Source organism: Enterobacter sp. T1-1 (assembly GCF_000710795.1).
Lineage (GTDB): Bacteria > Pseudomonadota > Gammaproteobacteria > Enterobacterales > Enterobacteriaceae > Enterobacter > Enterobacter cloacae.
Window position 1 is genome coordinate 15,579 of sequence record NZ_JALW01000052.1, and the last position, 17,949, is coordinate 33,527.

19 protein-coding genes are annotated in these 17,949 nt (G+C 56.0%); 14 read left to right on the plus strand and 5 right to left on the minus strand.

All coding sequences use genetic code 11. From position 1 onward, the window contains the following. Nucleotides 1–237 precede the first annotated feature (237 nt). The 9 genes from kbaZ to AK59_RS0117325 all read left to right on the plus strand — a co-directional run bounded on the left by kbaZ (nucleotide 238) and on the right by AK59_RS0117325 (nucleotide 9,467). Nucleotides 238–1,545, plus strand: coding sequence for a tagatose-bisphosphate aldolase subunit KbaZ (gene kbaZ, locus AK59_RS0117285; RefSeq protein WP_029883374.1), 1,308 nt, complete (start codon nucleotides 238–240; stop codon nucleotides 1,543–1,545). A 19-nt stretch (nucleotides 1,546–1,564) separates the two neighbouring features. Then, nucleotides 1,565–2,038, plus strand: coding sequence for a PTS N-acetylgalactosamine transporter subunit IIB (gene agaV, locus AK59_RS0117290; protein ID WP_013098888.1), 474 nt, complete (start codon nucleotides 1,565–1,567; stop codon nucleotides 2,036–2,038). 10 nt (nucleotides 2,039–2,048) lie between these two features. Further along, the gene (gene agaW / locus AK59_RS0117295) at nucleotides 2,049–2,828 is read left to right on the plus strand and encodes a PTS N-acetylgalactosamine transporter subunit IIC (protein ID WP_013098889.1); all 780 of its coding nucleotides are present in this window, start codon (nucleotides 2,049–2,051) and stop codon (nucleotides 2,826–2,828) included. Next, nucleotides 2,818–3,696, plus strand: coding sequence for a PTS N-acetylgalactosamine transporter subunit IID (gene agaE, locus AK59_RS0117300; protein WP_029883375.1), 879 nt, complete (start codon nucleotides 2,818–2,820; stop codon nucleotides 3,694–3,696). Before agaW ends, agaE begins: the two co-directional genes overlap by 11 nt. 16 nt (nucleotides 3,697–3,712) lie before the next feature. After that, complete coding sequence (gene agaF / locus AK59_RS0117305; protein ID WP_029883376.1) at nucleotides 3,713–4,147, plus strand: PTS galactosamine/N-acetylgalactosamine transporter subunit IIA; 435 nt, start codon at nucleotides 3,713–3,715, stop codon at nucleotides 4,145–4,147. Beyond that, nucleotides 4,144–5,277 (plus strand): N-acetylglucosamine-6-phosphate deacetylase, encoded by a 1,134-nt coding sequence (gene nagA, locus AK59_RS0117310; RefSeq protein WP_029883377.1) that lies wholly within the window; start codon nucleotides 4,144–4,146, stop codon nucleotides 5,275–5,277. The genes agaF and nagA overlap by 4 nt, the downstream gene beginning before the upstream one ends. A gap of 246 nt (nucleotides 5,278–5,523) precedes the next feature. Then, complete coding sequence (locus tag AK59_RS0117315) at nucleotides 5,524–6,672, plus strand: SIS domain-containing protein (RefSeq protein ID WP_029883378.1); 1,149 nt, start codon at nucleotides 5,524–5,526, stop codon at nucleotides 6,670–6,672. A 12-nt stretch (nucleotides 6,673–6,684) separates the two neighbouring features. Beyond that, nucleotides 6,685–7,557, plus strand: coding sequence for a tagatose-bisphosphate aldolase subunit KbaY (gene kbaY / locus AK59_RS0117320; RefSeq protein ID WP_029883379.1), 873 nt, complete (start codon nucleotides 6,685–6,687; stop codon nucleotides 7,555–7,557). A 20-nt stretch (nucleotides 7,558–7,577) separates the two neighbouring features. Then, nucleotides 7,578–9,467 (plus strand): enterotoxin, encoded by a 1,890-nt coding sequence (locus AK59_RS0117325; protein ID WP_029883380.1) that lies wholly within the window; start codon nucleotides 7,578–7,580, stop codon nucleotides 9,465–9,467. A gap of 20 nt (nucleotides 9,468–9,487) precedes the next feature. Here AK59_RS0117325 and AK59_RS0117330 read toward each other — a convergent pair whose 3' ends face one another. Next, entirely contained in the window at nucleotides 9,488–10,468 is a 981-nt protein-coding gene (locus AK59_RS0117330; RefSeq protein ID WP_029883381.1) for a Fic family protein, read from the minus strand. Nucleotides 10,469–10,473: 5 nt separating this feature from the next. Then, on the minus strand, nucleotides 10,474–11,337 hold the full coding sequence (gene rsmI, locus AK59_RS0117335) for a 16S rRNA (cytidine(1402)-2'-O)-methyltransferase (RefSeq protein WP_013098896.1): 864 nt from the start codon (nucleotides 11,335–11,337) through the stop codon (nucleotides 10,474–10,476). A 62-nt stretch (nucleotides 11,338–11,399) separates the two neighbouring features. On the opposite strand from rsmI, the gene AK59_RS0117340 reads away from it, so the two are divergent. Genes AK59_RS0117340 through dolP form a run of 4 tightly spaced genes read left to right on the plus strand, consistent with a single transcriptional unit; the run spans nucleotide 11,400 to nucleotide 15,109 of the window. Continuing rightward, nucleotides 11,400–13,559, plus strand: coding sequence for a penicillin-binding protein activator (locus tag AK59_RS0117340; RefSeq protein ID WP_029883382.1), 2,160 nt, complete (start codon nucleotides 11,400–11,402; stop codon nucleotides 13,557–13,559). Beyond that, nucleotides 13,517–13,912 (plus strand): YraN family protein, encoded by a 396-nt coding sequence (locus tag AK59_RS0117345; RefSeq protein WP_013098898.1) that lies wholly within the window; start codon nucleotides 13,517–13,519, stop codon nucleotides 13,910–13,912. Before AK59_RS0117340 ends, AK59_RS0117345 begins: the two co-directional genes overlap by 43 nt. A 21-nt stretch (nucleotides 13,913–13,933) precedes the next feature. After that, nucleotides 13,934–14,524, plus strand: coding sequence for a DnaA initiator-associating protein DiaA (gene diaA / locus AK59_RS0117350; protein WP_003861754.1), 591 nt, complete (start codon nucleotides 13,934–13,936; stop codon nucleotides 14,522–14,524). A 9-nt stretch (nucleotides 14,525–14,533) separates the two neighbouring features. Further along, nucleotides 14,534–15,109: a division/outer membrane stress-associated lipid-binding lipoprotein gene (gene dolP / locus AK59_RS0117355; protein WP_013098899.1), complete on the plus strand. Its 576-nt coding sequence runs from the start codon at nucleotides 14,534–14,536 to the stop codon at nucleotides 15,107–15,109. A gap of 49 nt (nucleotides 15,110–15,158) precedes the next feature. Here the strand turns inward: dolP and AK59_RS0117360 are convergent, their stop codons facing one another. Both AK59_RS0117360 and AK59_RS0117365 read right to left on the minus strand, forming a co-directional pair. Further along, nucleotides 15,159–16,196 (minus strand): permease, encoded by a 1,038-nt coding sequence (locus AK59_RS0117360; RefSeq protein WP_029883383.1) that lies wholly within the window; start codon nucleotides 16,194–16,196, stop codon nucleotides 15,159–15,161. Nucleotides 16,197–16,236: 40 nt separating this feature from the next. Continuing rightward, on the minus strand, nucleotides 16,237–16,881 hold the full coding sequence (locus tag AK59_RS0117365) for an NAD(P)H-binding protein (RefSeq protein WP_013098901.1): 645 nt from the start codon (nucleotides 16,879–16,881) through the stop codon (nucleotides 16,237–16,239). Nucleotides 16,882–17,009: 128 nt separating this feature from the next. On the opposite strand from AK59_RS0117365, the gene AK59_RS0117370 reads away from it, so the two are divergent. Beyond that, entirely contained in the window at nucleotides 17,010–17,528 is a 519-nt protein-coding gene (locus AK59_RS0117370) for a type 1 glutamine amidotransferase domain-containing protein (RefSeq protein ID WP_013098902.1), read from the plus strand. Here AK59_RS0117370 and AK59_RS0117375 read toward each other — a convergent pair. After that, on the minus strand, nucleotides 17,508–17,942 hold the full coding sequence (locus AK59_RS0117375) for a YhbP family protein (protein ID WP_013098903.1): 435 nt from the start codon (nucleotides 17,940–17,942) through the stop codon (nucleotides 17,508–17,510). The genes AK59_RS0117370 and AK59_RS0117375 overlap by 21 nt on opposite strands. Nucleotides 17,943–17,949 lie beyond the last annotated feature (7 nt).

The window sequence follows — 17,949 nt, forward strand, 5'->3', positions numbered from 1 at the left end:
GCGATCCTTTATAAATAAACTTTCGTTTCATTTCGTTTTGCCTATTAAGGCCTTTCTTTTAGGGGAATGCAAGCCCCATCTACCGTTCCTACCCTCCCCTTCCCGACGCTTAAACCTTTCATTGCGTTTCTTTTGTGAAACAGATCGGAAAACTATTATCTTTCGTTTTATTTTTATACCACCATAATGCAGTATCAAATGAAACAAAACGAAAGATGAATACCATCACCATCCGAAATGGAGAGGAAAGTGAAACATCTGACTGATATGGTGGAACAACATAAACGGGGGAATACAAACGGGATTTATGCCGTCTGTTCCGCACATCCATTAGTACTTGAAGCTGCAATTCGTTACGCCCATTCGCAACAAACGCCGCTGCTGATTGAAGCCACCTCAAACCAGGTTGATCAGTTTGGCGGTTACACCGGCATGACGCCCGCCGACTTTTACGGGTTCGTCCGCAAGCTGGCGGACTCTCTTGGCTTCCCCGCGTCACAGTTGATCCTCGGCGGCGACCACTTAGGGCCAAACCGCTGGCAACACCTGCCCGCGCAGGAAGCGATGGCCAATGCTGACGATCTTATTAAAAGCTATGTCGCAGCCGGGTTCAAAAAGATCCACCTCGACTGCAGTATGTCCTGCGAGGATGATCCGGTTCCTTTGACCGACGCGATTGTCGCCGAACGCGCGGCACGTCTGGCGAAAGTCGCCGAACAGACCTGCCGTGAACAGTCTGGTGAATCCGATCTCGTCTATGTCATTGGCACTGAAGTCCCCGTGCCGGGTGGCGCACACGAAACGCTTACCGAGCTTGAAGTCACCACGCCGGACGCGGCTCGCGCGACGCTTGAGGCGCATCGTCATGCGTTCGAAAAGGAAGGGTTAGGTGACATCTGGCCACGCATTATTGGCCTGGTGGTTCAGCCTGGCGTGGAGTTCGACCATGCGCACGTCTGTGACTACCAGCCGCAAAAAGCCCATGCCCTGAGCACCATGGTTGAAGCCTACGATACGCTGGTTTTTGAAGCGCACTCTACCGACTACCAGACGCCACAGGCGCTTCGCCAGCTGGTAAAGGACCACTTCGCCATTTTAAAAGTCGGCCCGGCCCTCACCTTCGCTCTGCGCGAGGCACTCTTTGCGCTGGCTGCCATAGAAGAGGAACTGCTGCCAGCGAAAGCCAGCTCGGGACTGCGTCACGTGCTGGAAAACGTGATGCTCGATCGGCCGGAATACTGGCAAAGCCACTACCATGGCGACAGCAACGCACGCCGCCTGGCGCGCGGCTACAGCTACTCTGACCGCGTACGCTACTACTGGCCGGACAGCCAGATTGACGATGCCTTTGAACGTTTGGTGCGTAACCTGGCGGACGAACCGCTACCGTTGCCGCTGATTAGCCAGTATTTGCCGTTGCAGTACAGCAAAGTTCGCGAGGGGGCTCTCAAGTCAACGCCGCGAGAACTCATCATCAACCACATTCAGGACATACTTCAGCAGTACCACGCCGCCTGCGAAGGCGTAACGACTCAGCATGCATAATTAAAAAGAGGAAAAAGCTATGCCAAACATTGTCTTATGCCGAATTGATGAACGTCTGATCCACGGTCAGGTGGGCGTGCAATGGGTGGGGTTCGCGGGGGCGAACCTGGTACTGGTCGCGAATGACGAGGTGGCAGAGGATCCGGTTCAACAGAACCTGATGGAAATGGTGCTCGCGGAGGGGATCGCCGTGCGTTTCTGGTCATTGCAAAAAGTGATCGACAACATTCATCGCGCCGCTGATCGCCAGAAAATTCTGCTGGTCTGTAAATCTCCCGCTGATTTTCTGAAGCTGGTTGAGGGGGGCGTGCCCATCACCCGTATCAACGTAGGAAACATGCACTACGCCAGTGGCAAACAACAAATTGCCAAAACGGTATCTGTAGACGCGGACGATATCGCCGCCTTCAACGGCCTGAAAGCGGCCGGGGTGGAATGCTTCGTTCAGGGCGTTCCAACAGAGACTGCTTTGGATCTCTTTAAACTGCTTTGAGGGATTCACAATGGAAATCAGTCTGTTGCAGGCTTTCGCGCTGGGGCTTCTCGCCTTTATCGCGGGTCTGGATATGTTTAATGGCTTAACACACATGCACCGTCCGGTCGTACTCGGGCCGCTGGTTGGCCTGATCCTTGGCGATCTGCACACCGGGATTTTAACCGGCGGGACGTTAGAGCTGGTCTGGATGGGTCTGGCACCGCTCGCGGGCGCACAGCCGCCAAACGTCATTATCGGCACCATCGTCGGGACCACGTTTGCCATCACCACAGGCGTGAAACCGGATGTCGCCGTCGGGGTCGCAGTGCCGTTTGCCGTCGCGGTACAGATGGGAATTACCTTCCTCTTCTCGGTAATGTCCGGCGTGATGTCCCGCTGCGATCGCATGGCGGCTAATGCAGATACCAACGGCATTGAACGGGTTAACTATCTGGCTCTGCTGGCACTTGGCCTCTTCTATTTCTTGTGCGCATTTCTGCCCATTTACTTTGGTGCGGAGCACGCGAAAACCGCCATTGATGTGCTGCCGGAGCGCCTGATTGATGGCCTTGGCGTCGCGGGCGGCATCATGCCTGCCATTGGCTTTGCCGTGCTGCTCAAAATCATGATGAAAAACGTCTACATCCCCTACTTCATTATCGGTTTTGTCGCCGCGGCCTGGCTCAAGCTTCCGGTTCTGGCGATTGCCGCTGCCGCGCTGGCCATGGCTTTGATAGACCTGATGCGCAAATCACCTGAACCGGTAGCACCTGCAGCCCAGAAAGAGGAATTCGAAGATGGCATCTAATCACACAACATTACCGGGCGTGTCTCAAAGCGAAGAGACGCTGCTGACCGGCGTCAATGAAAACGTCTACGAAGACCAGAGCATCGGTGCCGAACTGACCAAAAAGGACATCAACCGCGTCGCCTGGCGTTCTATGCTGCTGCAGGCCTCATTCAACTATGAACGTATGCAGGCCTCCGGCTGGCTTTATGGGTTACTGCCTGCGTTGAAAAAGATCCATACCAACAAGCGCGATCTGGCACGCGCCATGAAAGGTCACATGGGGTTCTTTAATACCCACCCGTTCCTGGTGACCTTTGTTATTGGCATTATTCTGGCGATGGAACGCTCCAAACAGGATGTAAACAGTATTCAGAGCACCAAAATTGCCGTCGGTGCCCCGCTTGGCGGCATTGGTGACGCCATGTTCTGGCTGACCCTGTTGCCTATCTGCGGCGGTATTGGTGCCAGCCTGGCGCTGCAAGGTTCGATTCTGGGTGCGGTGGTGTTTATCGTGCTGTTTAACGTGGTGCATCTCGGCCTGCGTTTTGGCCTGGCGCATTACGCTTACCGGATGGGCGTCGCAGCCATTCCGTTGATCAAAGCCAATACTAAAAAGGTCGGCCATGCGGCTTCCATCGTCGGGATGACGGTAATCGGTGCGCTGGTGGCAACCTATGTTCGTCTCAATACCACACTCGAAATCAAAGCCGGGGATGCGGTCGTTAAACTGCAGGCTGACGTTATCGATAAGCTAATGCCTGCGTTTCTGCCGCTGGTCTACACCCTGACCATGTTCTGGTTAGTGCGTCGTGGCTGGAGCCCGCTGCGGCTGATTGGTATCACCGTGGTGCTGGGTGTTGTCGGTAAATTCTGTCACTTCCTGTAAAAACAAAGAGGTTGCGATGTTAGGCATTATTTTGACGGGTCACGGTGGATTTGCCAGCGGGCTTGAGCAGGCTATGAAGCAAATCCTCGGCGAGCAGCCGCAGTTTATCGCCATCGATTTTCCGGAAACCTCCACCACCGCGCGGCTGACCGCGGAGCTTGAGCAGGCGGTGAGCGAGCTCGATGCCCGGCACGATATTGTGTTCCTTACCGATCTGCTGGGCGGGACGCCGTTTCGCGTTGCTTCTACGCTCGCTATGAAAAGACCGGGCAGCGAAGTGATCACCGGCACCAACCTGCAATTGCTGCTGGAGATGGTGCTCGAACGTGAGGGTCTGAGCAGCGAAGCGTTTCGTCGGCAGGCGCTGGAGTGTGGTCACCGCGGTCTGACGAGCCTGGTAGATGAGCTTGGCCGCTGTCGCGAGGAAGCGCCCGCTGAGGAAGGGATATGAGTCAGCTACTGCGCGCGCGGCGGGTACTGACCGAACAGGGCTGGCTGGATGACCACCAGCTTCGTATCGAGAACGGCGTTATCACGGCGATTGAACCTGTCCCTGCGGGGGTTAACGCTCGCGATGCCGGGCAGCTTTGTCCGGCGTACATCGATATTCACGTTCATGGTGGCATGGGTGTGGATGTGATGGATGACGCCCCCGATGCGCTGGACGTTTTGGCTCTTCATAAAGCACGTGAAGGCGTCGGGGCATTTTTGCCCACGACGGTCACCGCGCCGCTGGAGGCGATTCACGGCGCACTCACGCGGATCGCCCGACGCTGTCAGTCAGGCGGCCCTGGCGCGCAGATTCTGGGCAGCTATCTGGAGGGCCCGTACTTTACGCCGCAGAACAAAGGGGCGCATCCGCCTGCACTGTTTCGTGAACTGGATATCGCCGAGCTGGACGCGTTGATTGCGGTATCGCAAAACACGCTGAAGGTGGTGGCACTGGCACCGGAAAAGCCCGGCGCGCTACAGGCCATTCGCCACCTGAAGCAGCGGGGTATCCGTGTGATGCTGGGCCACAGTGGCGCCACGTACGAGCAAACCCTCGCCGCCTTTGACGCCGGTGCAGACGGACTGGTGCACTGCTTTAACGGTATGACGGGGCTGCATCACAGAGCGCCGGGTATGGTCGGTACCGGGCTGACGGACAAACGGGCGTGGCTGGAGCTTATTGCCGACGGTCATCATGTTCATCCGGGCGCCATGCGTATATGCAGCTGCTGTGCGAAGGACCGCGTGGTGCTGATTACCGATGCCATGCAGGCGGCAGGTATGCCGGACGGGCGGTATATGCTCTGTGGCGAAGAGGTCACAATGCACCACGGCGTAGTGAAAACCGCCTCCGGCGGGCTGGCGGGAAGCACGCTGTCGCTGGATGCCGCCGTCAGGCATATGGTGGAACATGCGGGTGTGACAGCAGAAGAGGCTATTCATATGGCTTCGCTGCATCCTGCCCGCCTGCTGGGCATTGATCATCAGCTTGGCTCCTTAGCGCCAGGGAAACGCGCCAATATTATTGCGCTGGATGACGGTTTACACCTTCAGCAGATCTGGATTCAGGGCCAGGCTCTCCCCCTTTAGCCCTTTTATTGTGTCTCCTTTTGGCTTTACGGCGCCAAACCGTAAGGCCTTTCTTTTCCTTTCCTTAAGATTAGCCTTTCCTTTCGCGATCACACTTTTCGTTTTATTTCTTTTCTTTCATTGAACTTTCGATTTCTTTTCTATAGATTTTATTTAACTGCTTAAGTGAAAAAGTGAAACGAAACGAAAGATAGCGACACATTTGCCAGCGTCTGATGTGGAATTCACACGACTAAGGACTGAGTTATGCCACAGATCACTCCCACCGCCACAACCGGCACCTGGACCGAAGAAGAGATCCGCCAGCAGCCTGCCAGCTGGATCCGCTCGCTCCACAACATCGATAATTTGCGCTCCTCGATTGACAGTTTCCTGACGCCACTGCTGCGTAAGCACGATCTGCGGATCGTACTGACCGGCGCGGGCACGTCCGCGTTTATAGGCGATATCATTGCGCCATGGCTTGCGAGCCACACCGGGAAAAACATCTGCGCCGTTCCGACAACCGATCTGGTCACAAACCCGATGGATTACTTCAGCCCTGCACATCCGCTGCTGCTGATCTCATTTGCCCGTTCCGGTAACAGCCCTGAGAGCGTCGCCGCCGTTGAGCTGGCCAATCAGTTCGTGCCGGAGTGCTACCACCTGTCGATCACCTGTAACGAGGCGGGAAACCTGTATCAGAGCGCTATCGACAGTGATAACGCCTGTGCCCTGCTGATGCCTGCCGAAACGCACGATCGCGGTTTCGCGATGACCAGCAGTATCACCACCATGATGGCAAGCTGCCTGGCCGTATTCGCGCCAGAGACGATCAACAGCAACACCTTCCGCGACGTGGCCGATCGCTGTCAGGCGATCCTCACCTCACTTGGTGATTTCCGCCATGGCGTATTTGGTAACGAGCCCTGGAAACGGATCGTCTACCTGGGAAGCGGTGGCCTGCAGGGGGCGGCGCGCGAATCGGCGCTGAAGGTACTGGAACTGACCGCGGGCAAGCTGGCGGCATTCTACGATTCCCCAACGGGGTTCCGTCACGGGCCTAAGTCGCTGGTAGATAACGAAACGCTGGTGGTGGTGTTTATCTCCAGCCATCCGTATACGCGTCAGTACGATCTGGATCTTCTGGCCGAATTGCGTCGCGATCGCCAGGCCCTGCGCGTTGTCGCCATCGCCGCTGAAAACGATCCGGTGATTGAAGCGGGCCCGCACATCCTGCTGCCGCCTTCACGCCCGTTTATTGATATGGAACAGACGTTCTGCTTCCTGATGTACGCCCAGGTCTTTGCGCTGTCCCAGTCCCTCAGCGTGGGCAATACACCCGATACGCCATCCGCCAGCGGCACGGTTAACCGCGTGGTACAGGGCGTTGTTATTCACCCGTGGCAGGCTTAAGAGGATCGCATCATGAGCATTATCTCAACGAAATATCTTCTGCAGGACGCACAGGCAAAAGGCTACGCCGTACCGGCGTTTAACATCCACAACGCAGAGACGATCCAGGCGATCCTCGAAGTGTGTAGCGAGATGCGATCGCCGGTGATCCTCGCAGGCACGCCGGGCACGTTCAAACATATTGCCCTGGAAGAGATCTACGCCCTGTGCAGCGCATATTCATTAACTTACGACATGCCGCTGGCGCTGCATCTCGATCATCACGAATCCCTCGACGATATTCGTCGCAAGGTTAACGCTGGCGTGCGTAGCGCGATGATCGACGGCAGCCACTATCCGTTTGAACAAAACGTGAAGCTGGTGAAATCGGTAGTCGATTTCTGCCACCTCAACGACTGTAGCGTCGAGGCTGAGCTGGGCCGTCTGGGCGGCGTGGAAGATGACATGAGCGTCGACGCGGAGAGTGCATTTCTCACCGACCCGCAGGAAGCGAAACGCTTTGTCGAACTGACCGGCGTCGATAGCCTCGCCGTCGCCATCGGCACCGCACATGGCCTGTATACCAAACGCCCTAAAATTGACTTTCAGCGCCTGGCCGAGATCCGCGAAGTGGTCACCGTGCCGCTGGTGCTGCATGGCGCGAGCGATGTGCCGGATGAGGATGTACGTCGCACCATCGCGCTGGGTGTATGCAAAGTCAACGTGGCGACCGAGCTGAAAATCGCCTTCTCTGACGCAGTGAAAGCCTGGTTTGCTGAAAACCCGCAGGGTAACGATCCGCGTTTTTATATGCGGGTCGGAATGGATGCCATGAAAGAGGTGGTCAGAAGCAAAATTACCGTGTGTGGCTCGGCAAACCGCTTGCTGCTTCCGACAGAAGCCTGATGAAAAAGGATCTTACCCTGATGAAAAAAATCCTCACCCTATCCATGCTTGCCCTGTGTGTTTCCCATAGCGCGATAGCAGCGAATTACACCCTTAATAACGACAACATTGCCCTGTCATTTGATGACGCGAACTCGACGGTCGTGGTGAAGGACACCAGGGCTAATCATCCGCTGACGCCGCAGGAGCTGTTCTTTCTGACGCTGCCGGACGAGACTAAAATTCACACGGCGGATTTTAAGGTCAAACATGTCGAAAAACAGGACAGTGGAATTGTCGTCGACTTCACCCATCCTGACTTTAACGTGACGGTGAAGTTGAACCTGGTGAAGGGCAAATACGCCAGCATCGACTACACCATCGCCGCCGTCGGGCAGCCACGGGATGTGGCGAAAATCACCTTCTTCCCGACCAAAAAGCAGGCTCAGGCACCTTACGTAGATGGGGCAATTAACAGCTCGCCGATTATCGCAGACTCGTTCTTTATCCTGCCGGATAAACCCATCGTTAACACGTACGCCTATGAAGCGACGACCAACCTCAATGTGGAGCTGAAAACCCCCATTCAGCCGGCAACACCGGTCAGCTACACCACCTACTTCGGTACCTTCCCGGAGACCAGCCAACTGCGCCGTAGCGTAAACCAGTTTATCGATGCCGTGCGTCCGCGTCCGTATAAACCTTACTTACACTACAACAGCTGGATGGACATCGGCTTCTTTACCCCGTACTCCGAGCAGGATGTGCTGGGGCGGATGGACGAATGGAACAAGGAGTTTATTGCCGGGCGGGGTGTCGCGCTGGATGCTTTCCTGCTTGACGATGGCTGGGATGACCTTACCGGGCGATGGCTGTTCGGCCCGGCTTTCAGCAAAGGTTTTGGCAAGGTACGGGAGAAAGCAGACAGCCTGCACAGCTCTGTTGGCCTGTGGCTCTCGCCATGGGGCGGATATAACAAACCGCGCGATACGCGCGTCTCGCATGCAAAAGAGTACGGTTTCGAAACGGTAGACGGGAAGCTGGCGCTGTCAGGCCCGAATTATTTTAAAAATTTTAATGAGCAGATCGTTAAGCTTATCAAAAACGAGCACATTACCTCGTTCAAGCTCGACGGGATGGGCAATGCCAATTCGCATATTAAGGGCAGCCCGTTCGCCTCGGATTTTGACGCCTCTATTGCACTGCTGCATAACATGCGCAGCGCCAATCCGAATCTGTTTATTAACCTGACGACCGGTACCAACGCCAGCCCATCCTGGCTGTTCTACGCCGATTCCATCTGGCGTCAGGGAGACGACATCAACCTGTACGGCCCCGGCACACCGGTGCAGCAGTGGATGACCTATCGCGATGCGGAGACGTATCGCTCTATTGTGCGTAAAGGTCCGCTATTCCCGCTGAACTCCCTGATGTATCACGGGATCGTCAGCGCGGAGAATGCGTATTACGGTCTGGAGAAGGTGCAAACGGACAGCGATTTTGCTGACCAGGTCTGGAGCTACTTCGCCACCGGCACCCAGTTGCAGGAGCTGTATATCACCCCTTCAATGCTCAACAAGGCGAAGTGGGATACCCTGGCGCAGGCTGCCAAATGGTCCCGGGATAACGCCAGTGTGCTGGTGGATACCCACTGGATTGGCGGAGACCCAACGGCGCTTGAGATCTACGGCTGGGCGTCGTGGAATAAAGACAAAGCCATTTTTGGATTACGAAACCCGTCGGATAAGCCGCAAAGCTATTATCTGGATTTGACGAAAGATTTCGAAATCCCGACCGGAGATGCGACGCCGTTTAGCCTGAAAGCGGTCTATGGCAGTAACGCCACGATACCGGCAGAGTATAAAAACGCGGTGGTGATTACCCTCAAACCGCTGGAAACGCTGGTGTTTGAGGCGATGCCAGAAAAATAAAACGCGATCGGCTGAGCAGGTTAAGGCATGACCTGCCAGCTTCCTCCTTTCCTGGCTCCCAGGCGCTGTAGTTTCCCTTTTGTTTGCAAGGCGCTGAGATAGCGTTCCACAGTGCGGGAAGTGACACCTAGCATGGATGCTAACATCGCTGCGGACATCTGCGGTTGAACGGTAAGAAGCTCAAGAATAGTCGTTTCCTTTTCCGACATCTCTTCCGACATTTTTCCCGACATAACAGAAGGTGCCCCTATGCCCTCCCGCAACGCTTCAGCCATATTCTGAAGCATAAACTCTATAAATGCGGTGCAATCACTCGTCCGGTCACATTCTCCCAAAATCTGATAATAGCGATCCTGCTGAAAATGAATCATTGTCTCAACTGGCAGCCAGGCAAGCTCAGAGCGCCATTGACTCAGAATCAACGTTTGCCACAGCCGCCCCATACGACCATTCCCATCAGAAAATGGATGGATGAATTCAAATTCGTAATGGAAGACCGAGCTGGTAATCAGTGGATGGAGTTCGGTTTCTTTTAACCAGGCAAGCAGATCAGCAATAAGCCGGTTAATTTGGGAAGCGGGTGGAGCCATATGGACCAACTGATTCCCGCGATATACGCCTACGTCCCCCATTCTGAGCTTGCCAGGGTTATCAACCAGACCAAGCATTAATAACCGGTGTGCACTGAGTAAGTCTTTGAGCGTCCAGGGCTTCCATTCAGGCAATTTCTCATAAGCCAGAATCGCGTTACGCACTTCCTGAATATCTTTTTCAGGTGCGAGCACGCGTTTACCCTCCATGATTGCCGTTACTTGTCCGGTCGTCAGAGAGTTATGTTCAATGGCCAGAGAAGCCTGGATGGTGCGGATTCGGTTCTCTTTACGCAGTAACGGAGAGGTTCTTCCTGAATGCGCCGCCCAGTGCCCTAATAGCTCACCAATCTCAACAACCTGATTGAGTATCGATGGTGTGATCGTGAAAGGAGGCTGGTAGCGGCTCATATCACTTACTCCCCCTGCTGCTCCAGCGCATATTTATAGAGCGCATTCTTCTTCACGCCGTGGATTTCTGCCGCCAGTGCCGCCGCTTTCTTAAGCGGCAATTCAGCCTGTAGCAGTGCCAGAGTACGCAGCGCATCGGCAGGCAGTGCGTCCTCCTCCGCTTTATGCCCTTCGACAATCAGCACCATCTCGCCCTTACGACGGTTTTCGTCCTCTTTCACCCACGCCAGCAGTTCGCCGACCGGCGCGCCGTGAATGGTTTCCCAGGTTTTGGTCAGCTCGCGCGCCAGCACCACGTAGCGGCTCTCTCCCCAGACGGTCACCATATCTTCCAGGCTTTCCAGCAGGCGATGCGTGGATTCGTAGAAAATCAGCGTACGCGGTTCAGCTTCCAGCTCTTTTAACACGTCACGGCGGCCTTTGGATTTGGCGGGCAGGAAACCTTCATAGCAGAAACGATCGGATGGCAGGCCCGCTGCGCTCAACGCAGCAATCGCAGCACACGGTCCTGGCAGAGGGACCACCCGGATCCCGGCTTCACGGCAGGTACGCACCAGATGGTAGCCCGGATCGTTAATCAGTGGCGTACCAGCGTCAGAGACGAGCGCAATGTTCTGCCCCTCTTTGAGCTTCGCCACCAGCGTTTCTGCTTTTTGCTGCTCATTATGATCGTGCAGGGCGAAGAGACGAGCGTTAATCGCAAAGTGTTGCAGCAATAAACCGGTATGCCGGGTATCTTCAGCAGCAATTAAATCAACAGCTTGCAATACGGTCAGCGCACGTTGGGTAATATCAGACAAATTCCCGATAGGAGTAGGTACAATATAAAGCTGGCCTTGAGAATTCTCTGCCGTTTCGTGTTGTTTCATTGTTTCGTCCGTATTGCCGATTTAATATTGAGCATTGCGTAAAAAAAATCACTGGATACAGTATGGTACCGTTAACGTTTCTTCGAAAAAAAGCCACGCGCAGCGTGCCGCTTCTGCTGGCAGCCCTGATCTTTGCAGGCTGTGGCACCCAGGCACCTGACCAGAGCACGGCCCATCTGCAGGGATCCGCTCAGGCTGATTCTGGCTTTTATCTGCAACAAATGTCGCAAAGCTCAAATGATACCAGGATCAACTGGCAATTACTCGCCATTCGTGCACTGCTGAAAGAGGGCAAAACCCAGCAGGCCGCCGAACTGTTCAACCAGCTTCCGCACGAGCTTAACGATGCCCAGCGTCTTGAGCAGAGCCTGCTCTCTGCCGAGCTGAAAGTCGCGCTGAAAGATTATGCCGCCGCGAAAAAGATCCTTGGCGACATCGACGTAAGCGCACTGGATAAAAATCAGCAGGCCCGTTTCTGGCAGGCGGGTATCACCGCTGAGCAGGGACGTCCTTCCCTGACGCTGCTACGGGCGCTGATCGCCCAGGAGCCGCTGCTCGGCGGTGCGGACAAGCAGAAAAATATCGATTCCACCTGGCAGGCGCTCGCCTCAATGACCCAGGAACAGGCGCAGGCGCTGGTCATCAATGCTGATGAAAACGTGTTGCAGGGGTGGCTGGATCTGCAACAGATGTGGTTTAACAACCGCAGCGATCCAAACATGCTGAAAGCCGGTATTACCGACTGGCAAACGCGCTACCCACAAAACCCGGGCGCGAAAATGCTGCCGACACAGCTGGTGAACGTGCAGAACTTTAAGCCTGCCTCCACCAGCAAAATCGCCCTGCTTCTGCCGTTGAACGGCCAGGCGGCGGTATTTGGCCGCACCATTCAACAAGGTTTTGAAGCGGCGAAGAACGGTACCACGCCAGTGACCGGCAGTGCAGTTCCGGCGCAGGCAGCTCAGGCGGCAAACGTGAACGACGTTGTCAGCCCTTCCGCCGCGGAAACCAGCGACCTGACCACAGCACAAACGCCGCCGCAGGGGACGATGCAGAACCCGGTGACGGCACCGACCACACCTGCGGCCGCAGCACCCGCGCCTGCGACTCCGGTAGAGACACAATCCGCACCGGCGACAGAGCCTGCAACAGCGGAGCAACCTCAACCGCAGACCACTGAGCCCGCAGCACAACCTGCCGCTCAGCCTGCTGCCCAGCCACAGGCCGCAGCCACCACCAGCGCTAACCCGGGCGCTGAGCTGAAAATCTACGACACCAGTTCTCAGCCGCTCGATCAGGTTCTGGCGCAGGTGCAACAGGATGGCGCCAGCATCGTTGTGGGTCCGCTGCTGAAAAACAACGTCGAAGAGTTGATGAAGAGCAACACTGCGCTGAACGTGCTGGCGCTCAACCAGCCTGAACAGGTTCAGAACCGCGCCAATATCTGCTATTTCGCCCTCTCTCCGGAAGATGAAGCCCGCGATGCGGCGCGTCATATTCACGAGCAAGGGAAACAGTCTCCGCTGCTGCTGATCCCTCGCAGTACGCTGGGCGATCGCGTCGCCAACGCCTTTGCCGAAGAGTGGCAGAAGCTGGGCGGCGGCATCGTGCTGCAGCAGAAATTCGGTTCCGTCTCTGAACTGCGCGCGGGCGTTAACGGCGGCGCGGGTATTGCGCTTAACGGCAGTCCGGTGAGTGCAAGCCTGCCACAGCAGCAGAGCGTGACGATTGGCGGTCTGACCATCCCTGCCCCACCTACCGACGCGCAGATTAGCGGTGGCGGTAAAGTGGATGCGGCCTATATTGTCGCTACGCCGCAAGAGATTGCCTTTATCAAGCCGATGATCGCCATGCGTAACGGCAGCCAGAGCGGCGCCACGCTCTACGCCAGCTCTCGCAGCGCACAAGGCACCGCAGGCCCGGATTTCCGCCTGGAGATGGACGGCCTGCAATACAGCGAAATTCCGATGCTGGCGGGCAGCAATCCGGCCCTGATGCAGCAGGCTCTGAGCGCAGTCCGTAACGACTACTCACTGGCGCGTTTGTACGCGATGGGCGTCGATGCCTGGACGCTGGCGAACCACTTTACCCAAATGCGTCAGGTGCCGGGCTTTGAGCTAAACGGCAATACCGGCGATCTGACGGCCACTCCGGATTGCGTGATTAACAGGAAGTTATCATGGCTCAAATACCAGCAGGGACAAATCGTCCCGGCCAGTTAAGCCGTAAAGAGACCGGCGACGCCTGGGAATTAAAAGCGCGTCGCTGGCTTGAGGGCAAGGGACTGCGCTTTATCGCCGCTAACGTTCGCGGACGTGGCGGCGAAATCGATCTGATCATGAAAGAGGGTCAGGTCATTGTGTTTGTGGAAGTACGCTACCGACAGTCTTCCCGTTTTGGCGGTGCTGCCGCCAGCGTGACACCCGCCAAACAACATAAATTATTACAGACTGCCCACTTGTGGCTTGCCCGCCATAATGGGAGTTTTGATACTGTGGATTGCCGGTTCGATGTGTTAGCCTTCACCGGAAACGAGATCGAATGGCTGAAAAACGCTTTTGGCGAAGACGCATAATTAAGATTTAAAAGGGATAACGTGCTCGAAAGAATTAAAGTGTGCTTCACAGAAAGCATTCAGACTCAGATTGCCGCGGCAGAAGCCCTCCCTGACGCAATCTCTCGCGCCGCCATGACGCTGGTGCAGTCCCTGCTCAATGGCAACAAAATCCTCTGTTGTGGCAATGGCACGTCCGCTGCCAACGCACAGCATTTTGCTGCCAGTATGATCAATCGTTTTGAAACAGAACGCCCCAGTTTACCTGCCATTGCACTTAATACCGATAATGTGGTCTTAACAGCGATTGCTAACGATCGTCTGCATGACGAGATTTACGCTAAGCAGGTGCGTGCCCTGGGCCATGCGGGCGATGTGCTGCTGGCTATCTCCACGCGCGGCAATAGCCGTGACATTGTCAAAGCCGTCGAAGCCGCCGTTACTCGCGATATGACTATCGTTGCTTTAACCGGCTATGACGGGGGCGAACTGGCGGGCCTGCTGGGGCCGCAGGATGTGGAAATCCGCATTCCGTCTCACCGTAGCGCACGCATTCAGGAGATGCATATGCTCACGGTGAACTGCTTATGTGATTTGATCGATAACACGCTTTTCCCTCACCAGGATGATTAAGGAGTTCTCATGAAGGCTTTATCGACCCTCGCAGTCCTTATGTCTGCATTACTGCTGCAGGGATGTATCGCTGCGGCTGTTGTGGGTACCGCTGCCGTCGGCACCAAAGCAGCGACCGATCCGCGCACCGTTGGCACCCAGGTAGATGACGGCACGCTGGAGCTGCGCGTCAACAGTGCGCTGTCGAAAGACGAGCAAATTAAGAAAGAAGCGCGCATCAACGTGACGGCTTACCAGGGCAAAGTGCTGCTGACAGGCCAGGCGCCAAATAGCGAACTCTCCAGCCGCGCGAAACAGATCGCGATGGGCGTAGAGGGCACTGCGGAAGTCTTCAACGAAGTCCGTCAGGGGCAGCCAATCAGCCTTGGTACCGCCTCCAATGATACGTGGATCACCACCAAAGTCCGTTCCCAGCTGCTGGGTTCAGACCAGGTGAAATCATCCAACGTGAAAGTGACGACCGAAAACGGCGAAGTGTTCCTGCTGGGTCTGGTTACCGATCGTGAAGGGAAAGCGGCGGCCGATATCGCCAGCCGGGTGAGCGGCGTGAAACACGTCACCACCGCATTTACCTACATTAAGTAATTCCCACCTGACTGTAAGCCCGGTGAGCACTCGCGCCACCGGGCTTTTTTCACAGAAGCGCAATCCCCCCCACAATCACCCCACTCAACGCCACCAGCCCTGCGGTGAGCCACAGCGCTTTCGCCGGGAATGACTTACGCAGCATGATAAGCGACGGCAGGCTGATGGCAGGCAAGGTAATGAGCAACGCCAGTGCCGGTGCGGTGCCCATGCCGGCCAACATCATGGTCTGAACAATCGGAATTTCAGCCGCCGTTGGGATCACAAACAGACAACCGGCAATGGCCATCGCAATGACCCACATCAGGGTATTGTTGATGGCGCCGTCGGCATGCGGGAATAGCCAGACGCGTGCGGCCCCGAGAACCAGCACCGCCAGGATATACACAGGAATGGTGCTCCAGAAAAGCTGCCACAGTGCATTCCCCCAGCGCGCAAAGAAGCTTCCCTGTGGCTCGCTGACATCAAGCTCAATGGCGGCCGGTTCAACGGCGTTATCTTTCACCCATTTCTGCACCAGCGTTGCCACCACCAGCACCGTCAGCAGACCGGCCACCAGGCGGATAAAGGCGAAATGCCAGCCAAGGACAAAGCCCATAAACACCAGCGTTGCCGGGTTTAACAGCGGGTTGCCCATCCAGAACGCCAGCGCACCGCCCATAGAGACTCGCTGACGGCGCATACCGGCAGCAACAGGCGCGGCACAGCACGAACACATCATGCCCGGCAGGGAGAAAATGGTCCCCAGCAGGGTGCCCTGAAAACGTGGCTGCCCCAGGGTTTTCACCAGCCAGTGACGCGGGATAAGCACCTGGATCAACGAGCCCAGAATGACGCCTAATACGGCGGCTTTCCAGACGGCAAGGAAATAGACCATGGCATAATCCCACGCCGCGCGAAGCGGGCTGGAATCAGCGTGAGCGAGAATAGATTTACCGATGCTGTGCGTTTCGGCGGCAGTGAAGGCTTTACCGTAGTACGGCTGCCATTTCACATACCAGAGGCCGATAATGACCACGAGAAAGAAGAGCGCGGGCTTCCACCATTGGACAGGTGTTGCCGCCTGAGATGAAGACTGACCAGTCATAGCATTCCCCGGAGAGTGTTATTTAATTAGCCGGGGGAGTTTACGCCTCGCCCTGCGCGATTTCACGCAGTTTCGCCGAAGGGATGATATTCACCCCCTCCTGCGATGGTGACAGCCCCTCTTTTAGCATCGCACGCGCCACATCGCGCGCCTCGATGGATTTCCAGTTACCGGGGAGAATGCGGAACAACGGGGCAAACATAGACTCGTTAAAACGACGCTCGTCGCGATGCCCCAGCAGCATGGAGGGACGGACTATTGTCAACCGCTCCCACTTCTGGGCAATCAGGGCCTCTTCCATCTCGCCCTTCACCTTGCTGTAAAAGAACGGCGAGCGGGCGCTGGCGCCCAGCGAGCTGACCACCACAAAATGGGTGGCACCCAGCTTTTTCGCCGTTAGCGCCGTATCGACCACCAGCGTATAGTCGGCATGAACAAACGCCTCTTTACTGCCCGCCTCACGCCGCGTTGTCCCGAGGCAGCAAAAGGCGATATCGATGGGATCCTGCACCTGCGCCAGTGCGTCGGTCAGCTGTGGATCGTGAGGATTAAAGACGCCAGAAATGTCCGCCAGCGGTCGACGTGTCGGGGCCGCAATGTAGTTCACCCTGCGATCCTGGATCAGCAGCCGCAGCAGATGATCGCCCACCAGCCCGGTTGCCCCCGTAATCAATACCTGACTCATTTCATCCCCTTTACAGAATAGTCCGTTTGCGAACTCAGCATGGTCAACCACACTTAGAAGTCTGTTACCGGTAAGTATTTACCACAAACGGGAAAAAAACAGTCTGAAGCGAAAACAACGGAGGAAGCATGGGTAAAAAAATCGCAGTCCTGATTACCGACGAGTTTGAAGATTCAGAATTCACCTCACCTGCTGAGGCGTTCCGCAAGGCGGGACATGAGGTCATCACCATTGAGAAAGAGGCGGGAAAAACGGTGAAAGGCCATAAGGGCGAGGCCAGCGTGACCATCGATGAGACCATCGATAACGTCAGCCCGTCTGATTTTGATGCCCTGCTGTTACCCGGCGGTCATTCACCGGACTCCCTGCGCGGCGACGAGCGCTTCGTAACGTTCACCCGCGATTTTGTCTCCACCGGAAAACCGGTCTTTGCTATCTGCCACGGTCCGCAACTGCTTATCAGCGCGGATGTGGTGCGCGGGCGTAAACTCACTGCCGTGAAACCGATCGTTGTCGATCTGAAAAACGCGGGGGCCGAGTTTTACGATCAGGAGGTGGTCAACGACAAAGACCAGCTGATCACCAGCCGAACCCCGGACGATCTGCCGGCGTTCAACCGCGAAGCGCTACGCCTGCTCGGCGCGTAGCCAGTGCAGCTTTTTGCCAAAGCCCAGCGTGTTGTCGGTAAATTTCAGCTCATCAAGGCGGATTTCCCACACCGGGGCTTTTAAGGCGGCGGCTACCGGAAAGCGGCGCGTGTAGTGCTTACGGCGCGCGTCGCTCTCTTCACCATCCAGACGACGGATCTCCCCTTTAAACTGCACCCCACGGATCAGTGCCACCGTTTTAGGCTGACCGTTAACTGTCCCTGCCACCTTCGCCTGCTGACCGGTCATCTGCGCATGGCGCGTTTTATCTTCACTCATCACATAAAACGCAACGCGCTCAGGGTCATAATAGTAAAACGCATTCGCGCACCACATTTCACCGTCGTCATACACGCACCAGGTGACAACATGCTGTTTCGCCAGCCAGCGGTTAATGGCAGCCAGAGTTTCCATTTTCGTT

Excerpts from the sequence above, each read along its gene's own strand:
- kbaZ (WP_029883374.1), top strand. The coding sequence starts at position 238 with ATGGAGAGGAAAGTGAAACATCTGACTGATATGGTGGAACAACATAAA.
- agaV (WP_013098888.1), top strand. The coding sequence starts at position 1,565 with ATGCCAAACATTGTCTTATGCCGAATTGATGAACGTCTGATCCACGGT.
- agaW (WP_013098889.1), top strand. The coding sequence starts at position 2,049 with ATGGAAATCAGTCTGTTGCAGGCTTTCGCGCTGGGGCTTCTCGCCTTT.
- agaE (WP_029883375.1), top strand. The coding sequence starts at position 2,818 with ATGGCATCTAATCACACAACATTACCGGGCGTGTCTCAAAGCGAAGAG.
- agaF (WP_029883376.1), top strand. The coding sequence starts at position 3,713 with ATGTTAGGCATTATTTTGACGGGTCACGGTGGATTTGCCAGCGGGCTT.
- nagA (WP_029883377.1), top strand. The coding sequence starts at position 4,144 with ATGAGTCAGCTACTGCGCGCGCGGCGGGTACTGACCGAACAGGGCTGG.
- AK59_RS0117315 (WP_029883378.1), top strand. The coding sequence starts at position 5,524 with ATGCCACAGATCACTCCCACCGCCACAACCGGCACCTGGACCGAAGAA.
- kbaY (WP_029883379.1), top strand. The coding sequence starts at position 6,685 with ATGAGCATTATCTCAACGAAATATCTTCTGCAGGACGCACAGGCAAAA.
- AK59_RS0117325 (WP_029883380.1), top strand. The coding sequence starts at position 7,578 with ATGAAAAAAATCCTCACCCTATCCATGCTTGCCCTGTGTGTTTCCCAT.
- AK59_RS0117330 (WP_029883381.1), bottom strand. The coding sequence starts at position 10,468 with ATGAGCCGCTACCAGCCTCCTTTCACGATCACACCATCGATACTCAAT.
- rsmI (WP_013098896.1), bottom strand. The coding sequence starts at position 11,337 with ATGAAACAACACGAAACGGCAGAGAATTCTCAAGGCCAGCTTTATATT.
- AK59_RS0117340 (WP_029883382.1), top strand. The coding sequence starts at position 11,400 with ATGGTACCGTTAACGTTTCTTCGAAAAAAAGCCACGCGCAGCGTGCCG.
- AK59_RS0117345 (WP_013098898.1), top strand. The coding sequence starts at position 13,517 with ATGGCTCAAATACCAGCAGGGACAAATCGTCCCGGCCAGTTAAGCCGT.
- dolP (WP_013098899.1), top strand. The coding sequence starts at position 14,534 with ATGAAGGCTTTATCGACCCTCGCAGTCCTTATGTCTGCATTACTGCTG.
- AK59_RS0117360 (WP_029883383.1), bottom strand. The coding sequence starts at position 16,196 with ATGACTGGTCAGTCTTCATCTCAGGCGGCAACACCTGTCCAATGGTGG.
- AK59_RS0117365 (WP_013098901.1), bottom strand. The coding sequence starts at position 16,881 with ATGAGTCAGGTATTGATTACGGGGGCAACCGGGCTGGTGGGCGATCAT.
- AK59_RS0117370 (WP_013098902.1), top strand. The coding sequence starts at position 17,010 with ATGGGTAAAAAAATCGCAGTCCTGATTACCGACGAGTTTGAAGATTCA.
- AK59_RS0117375 (WP_013098903.1), bottom strand. The coding sequence starts at position 17,942 with ATGGAAACTCTGGCTGCCATTAACCGCTGGCTGGCGAAACAGCATGTT.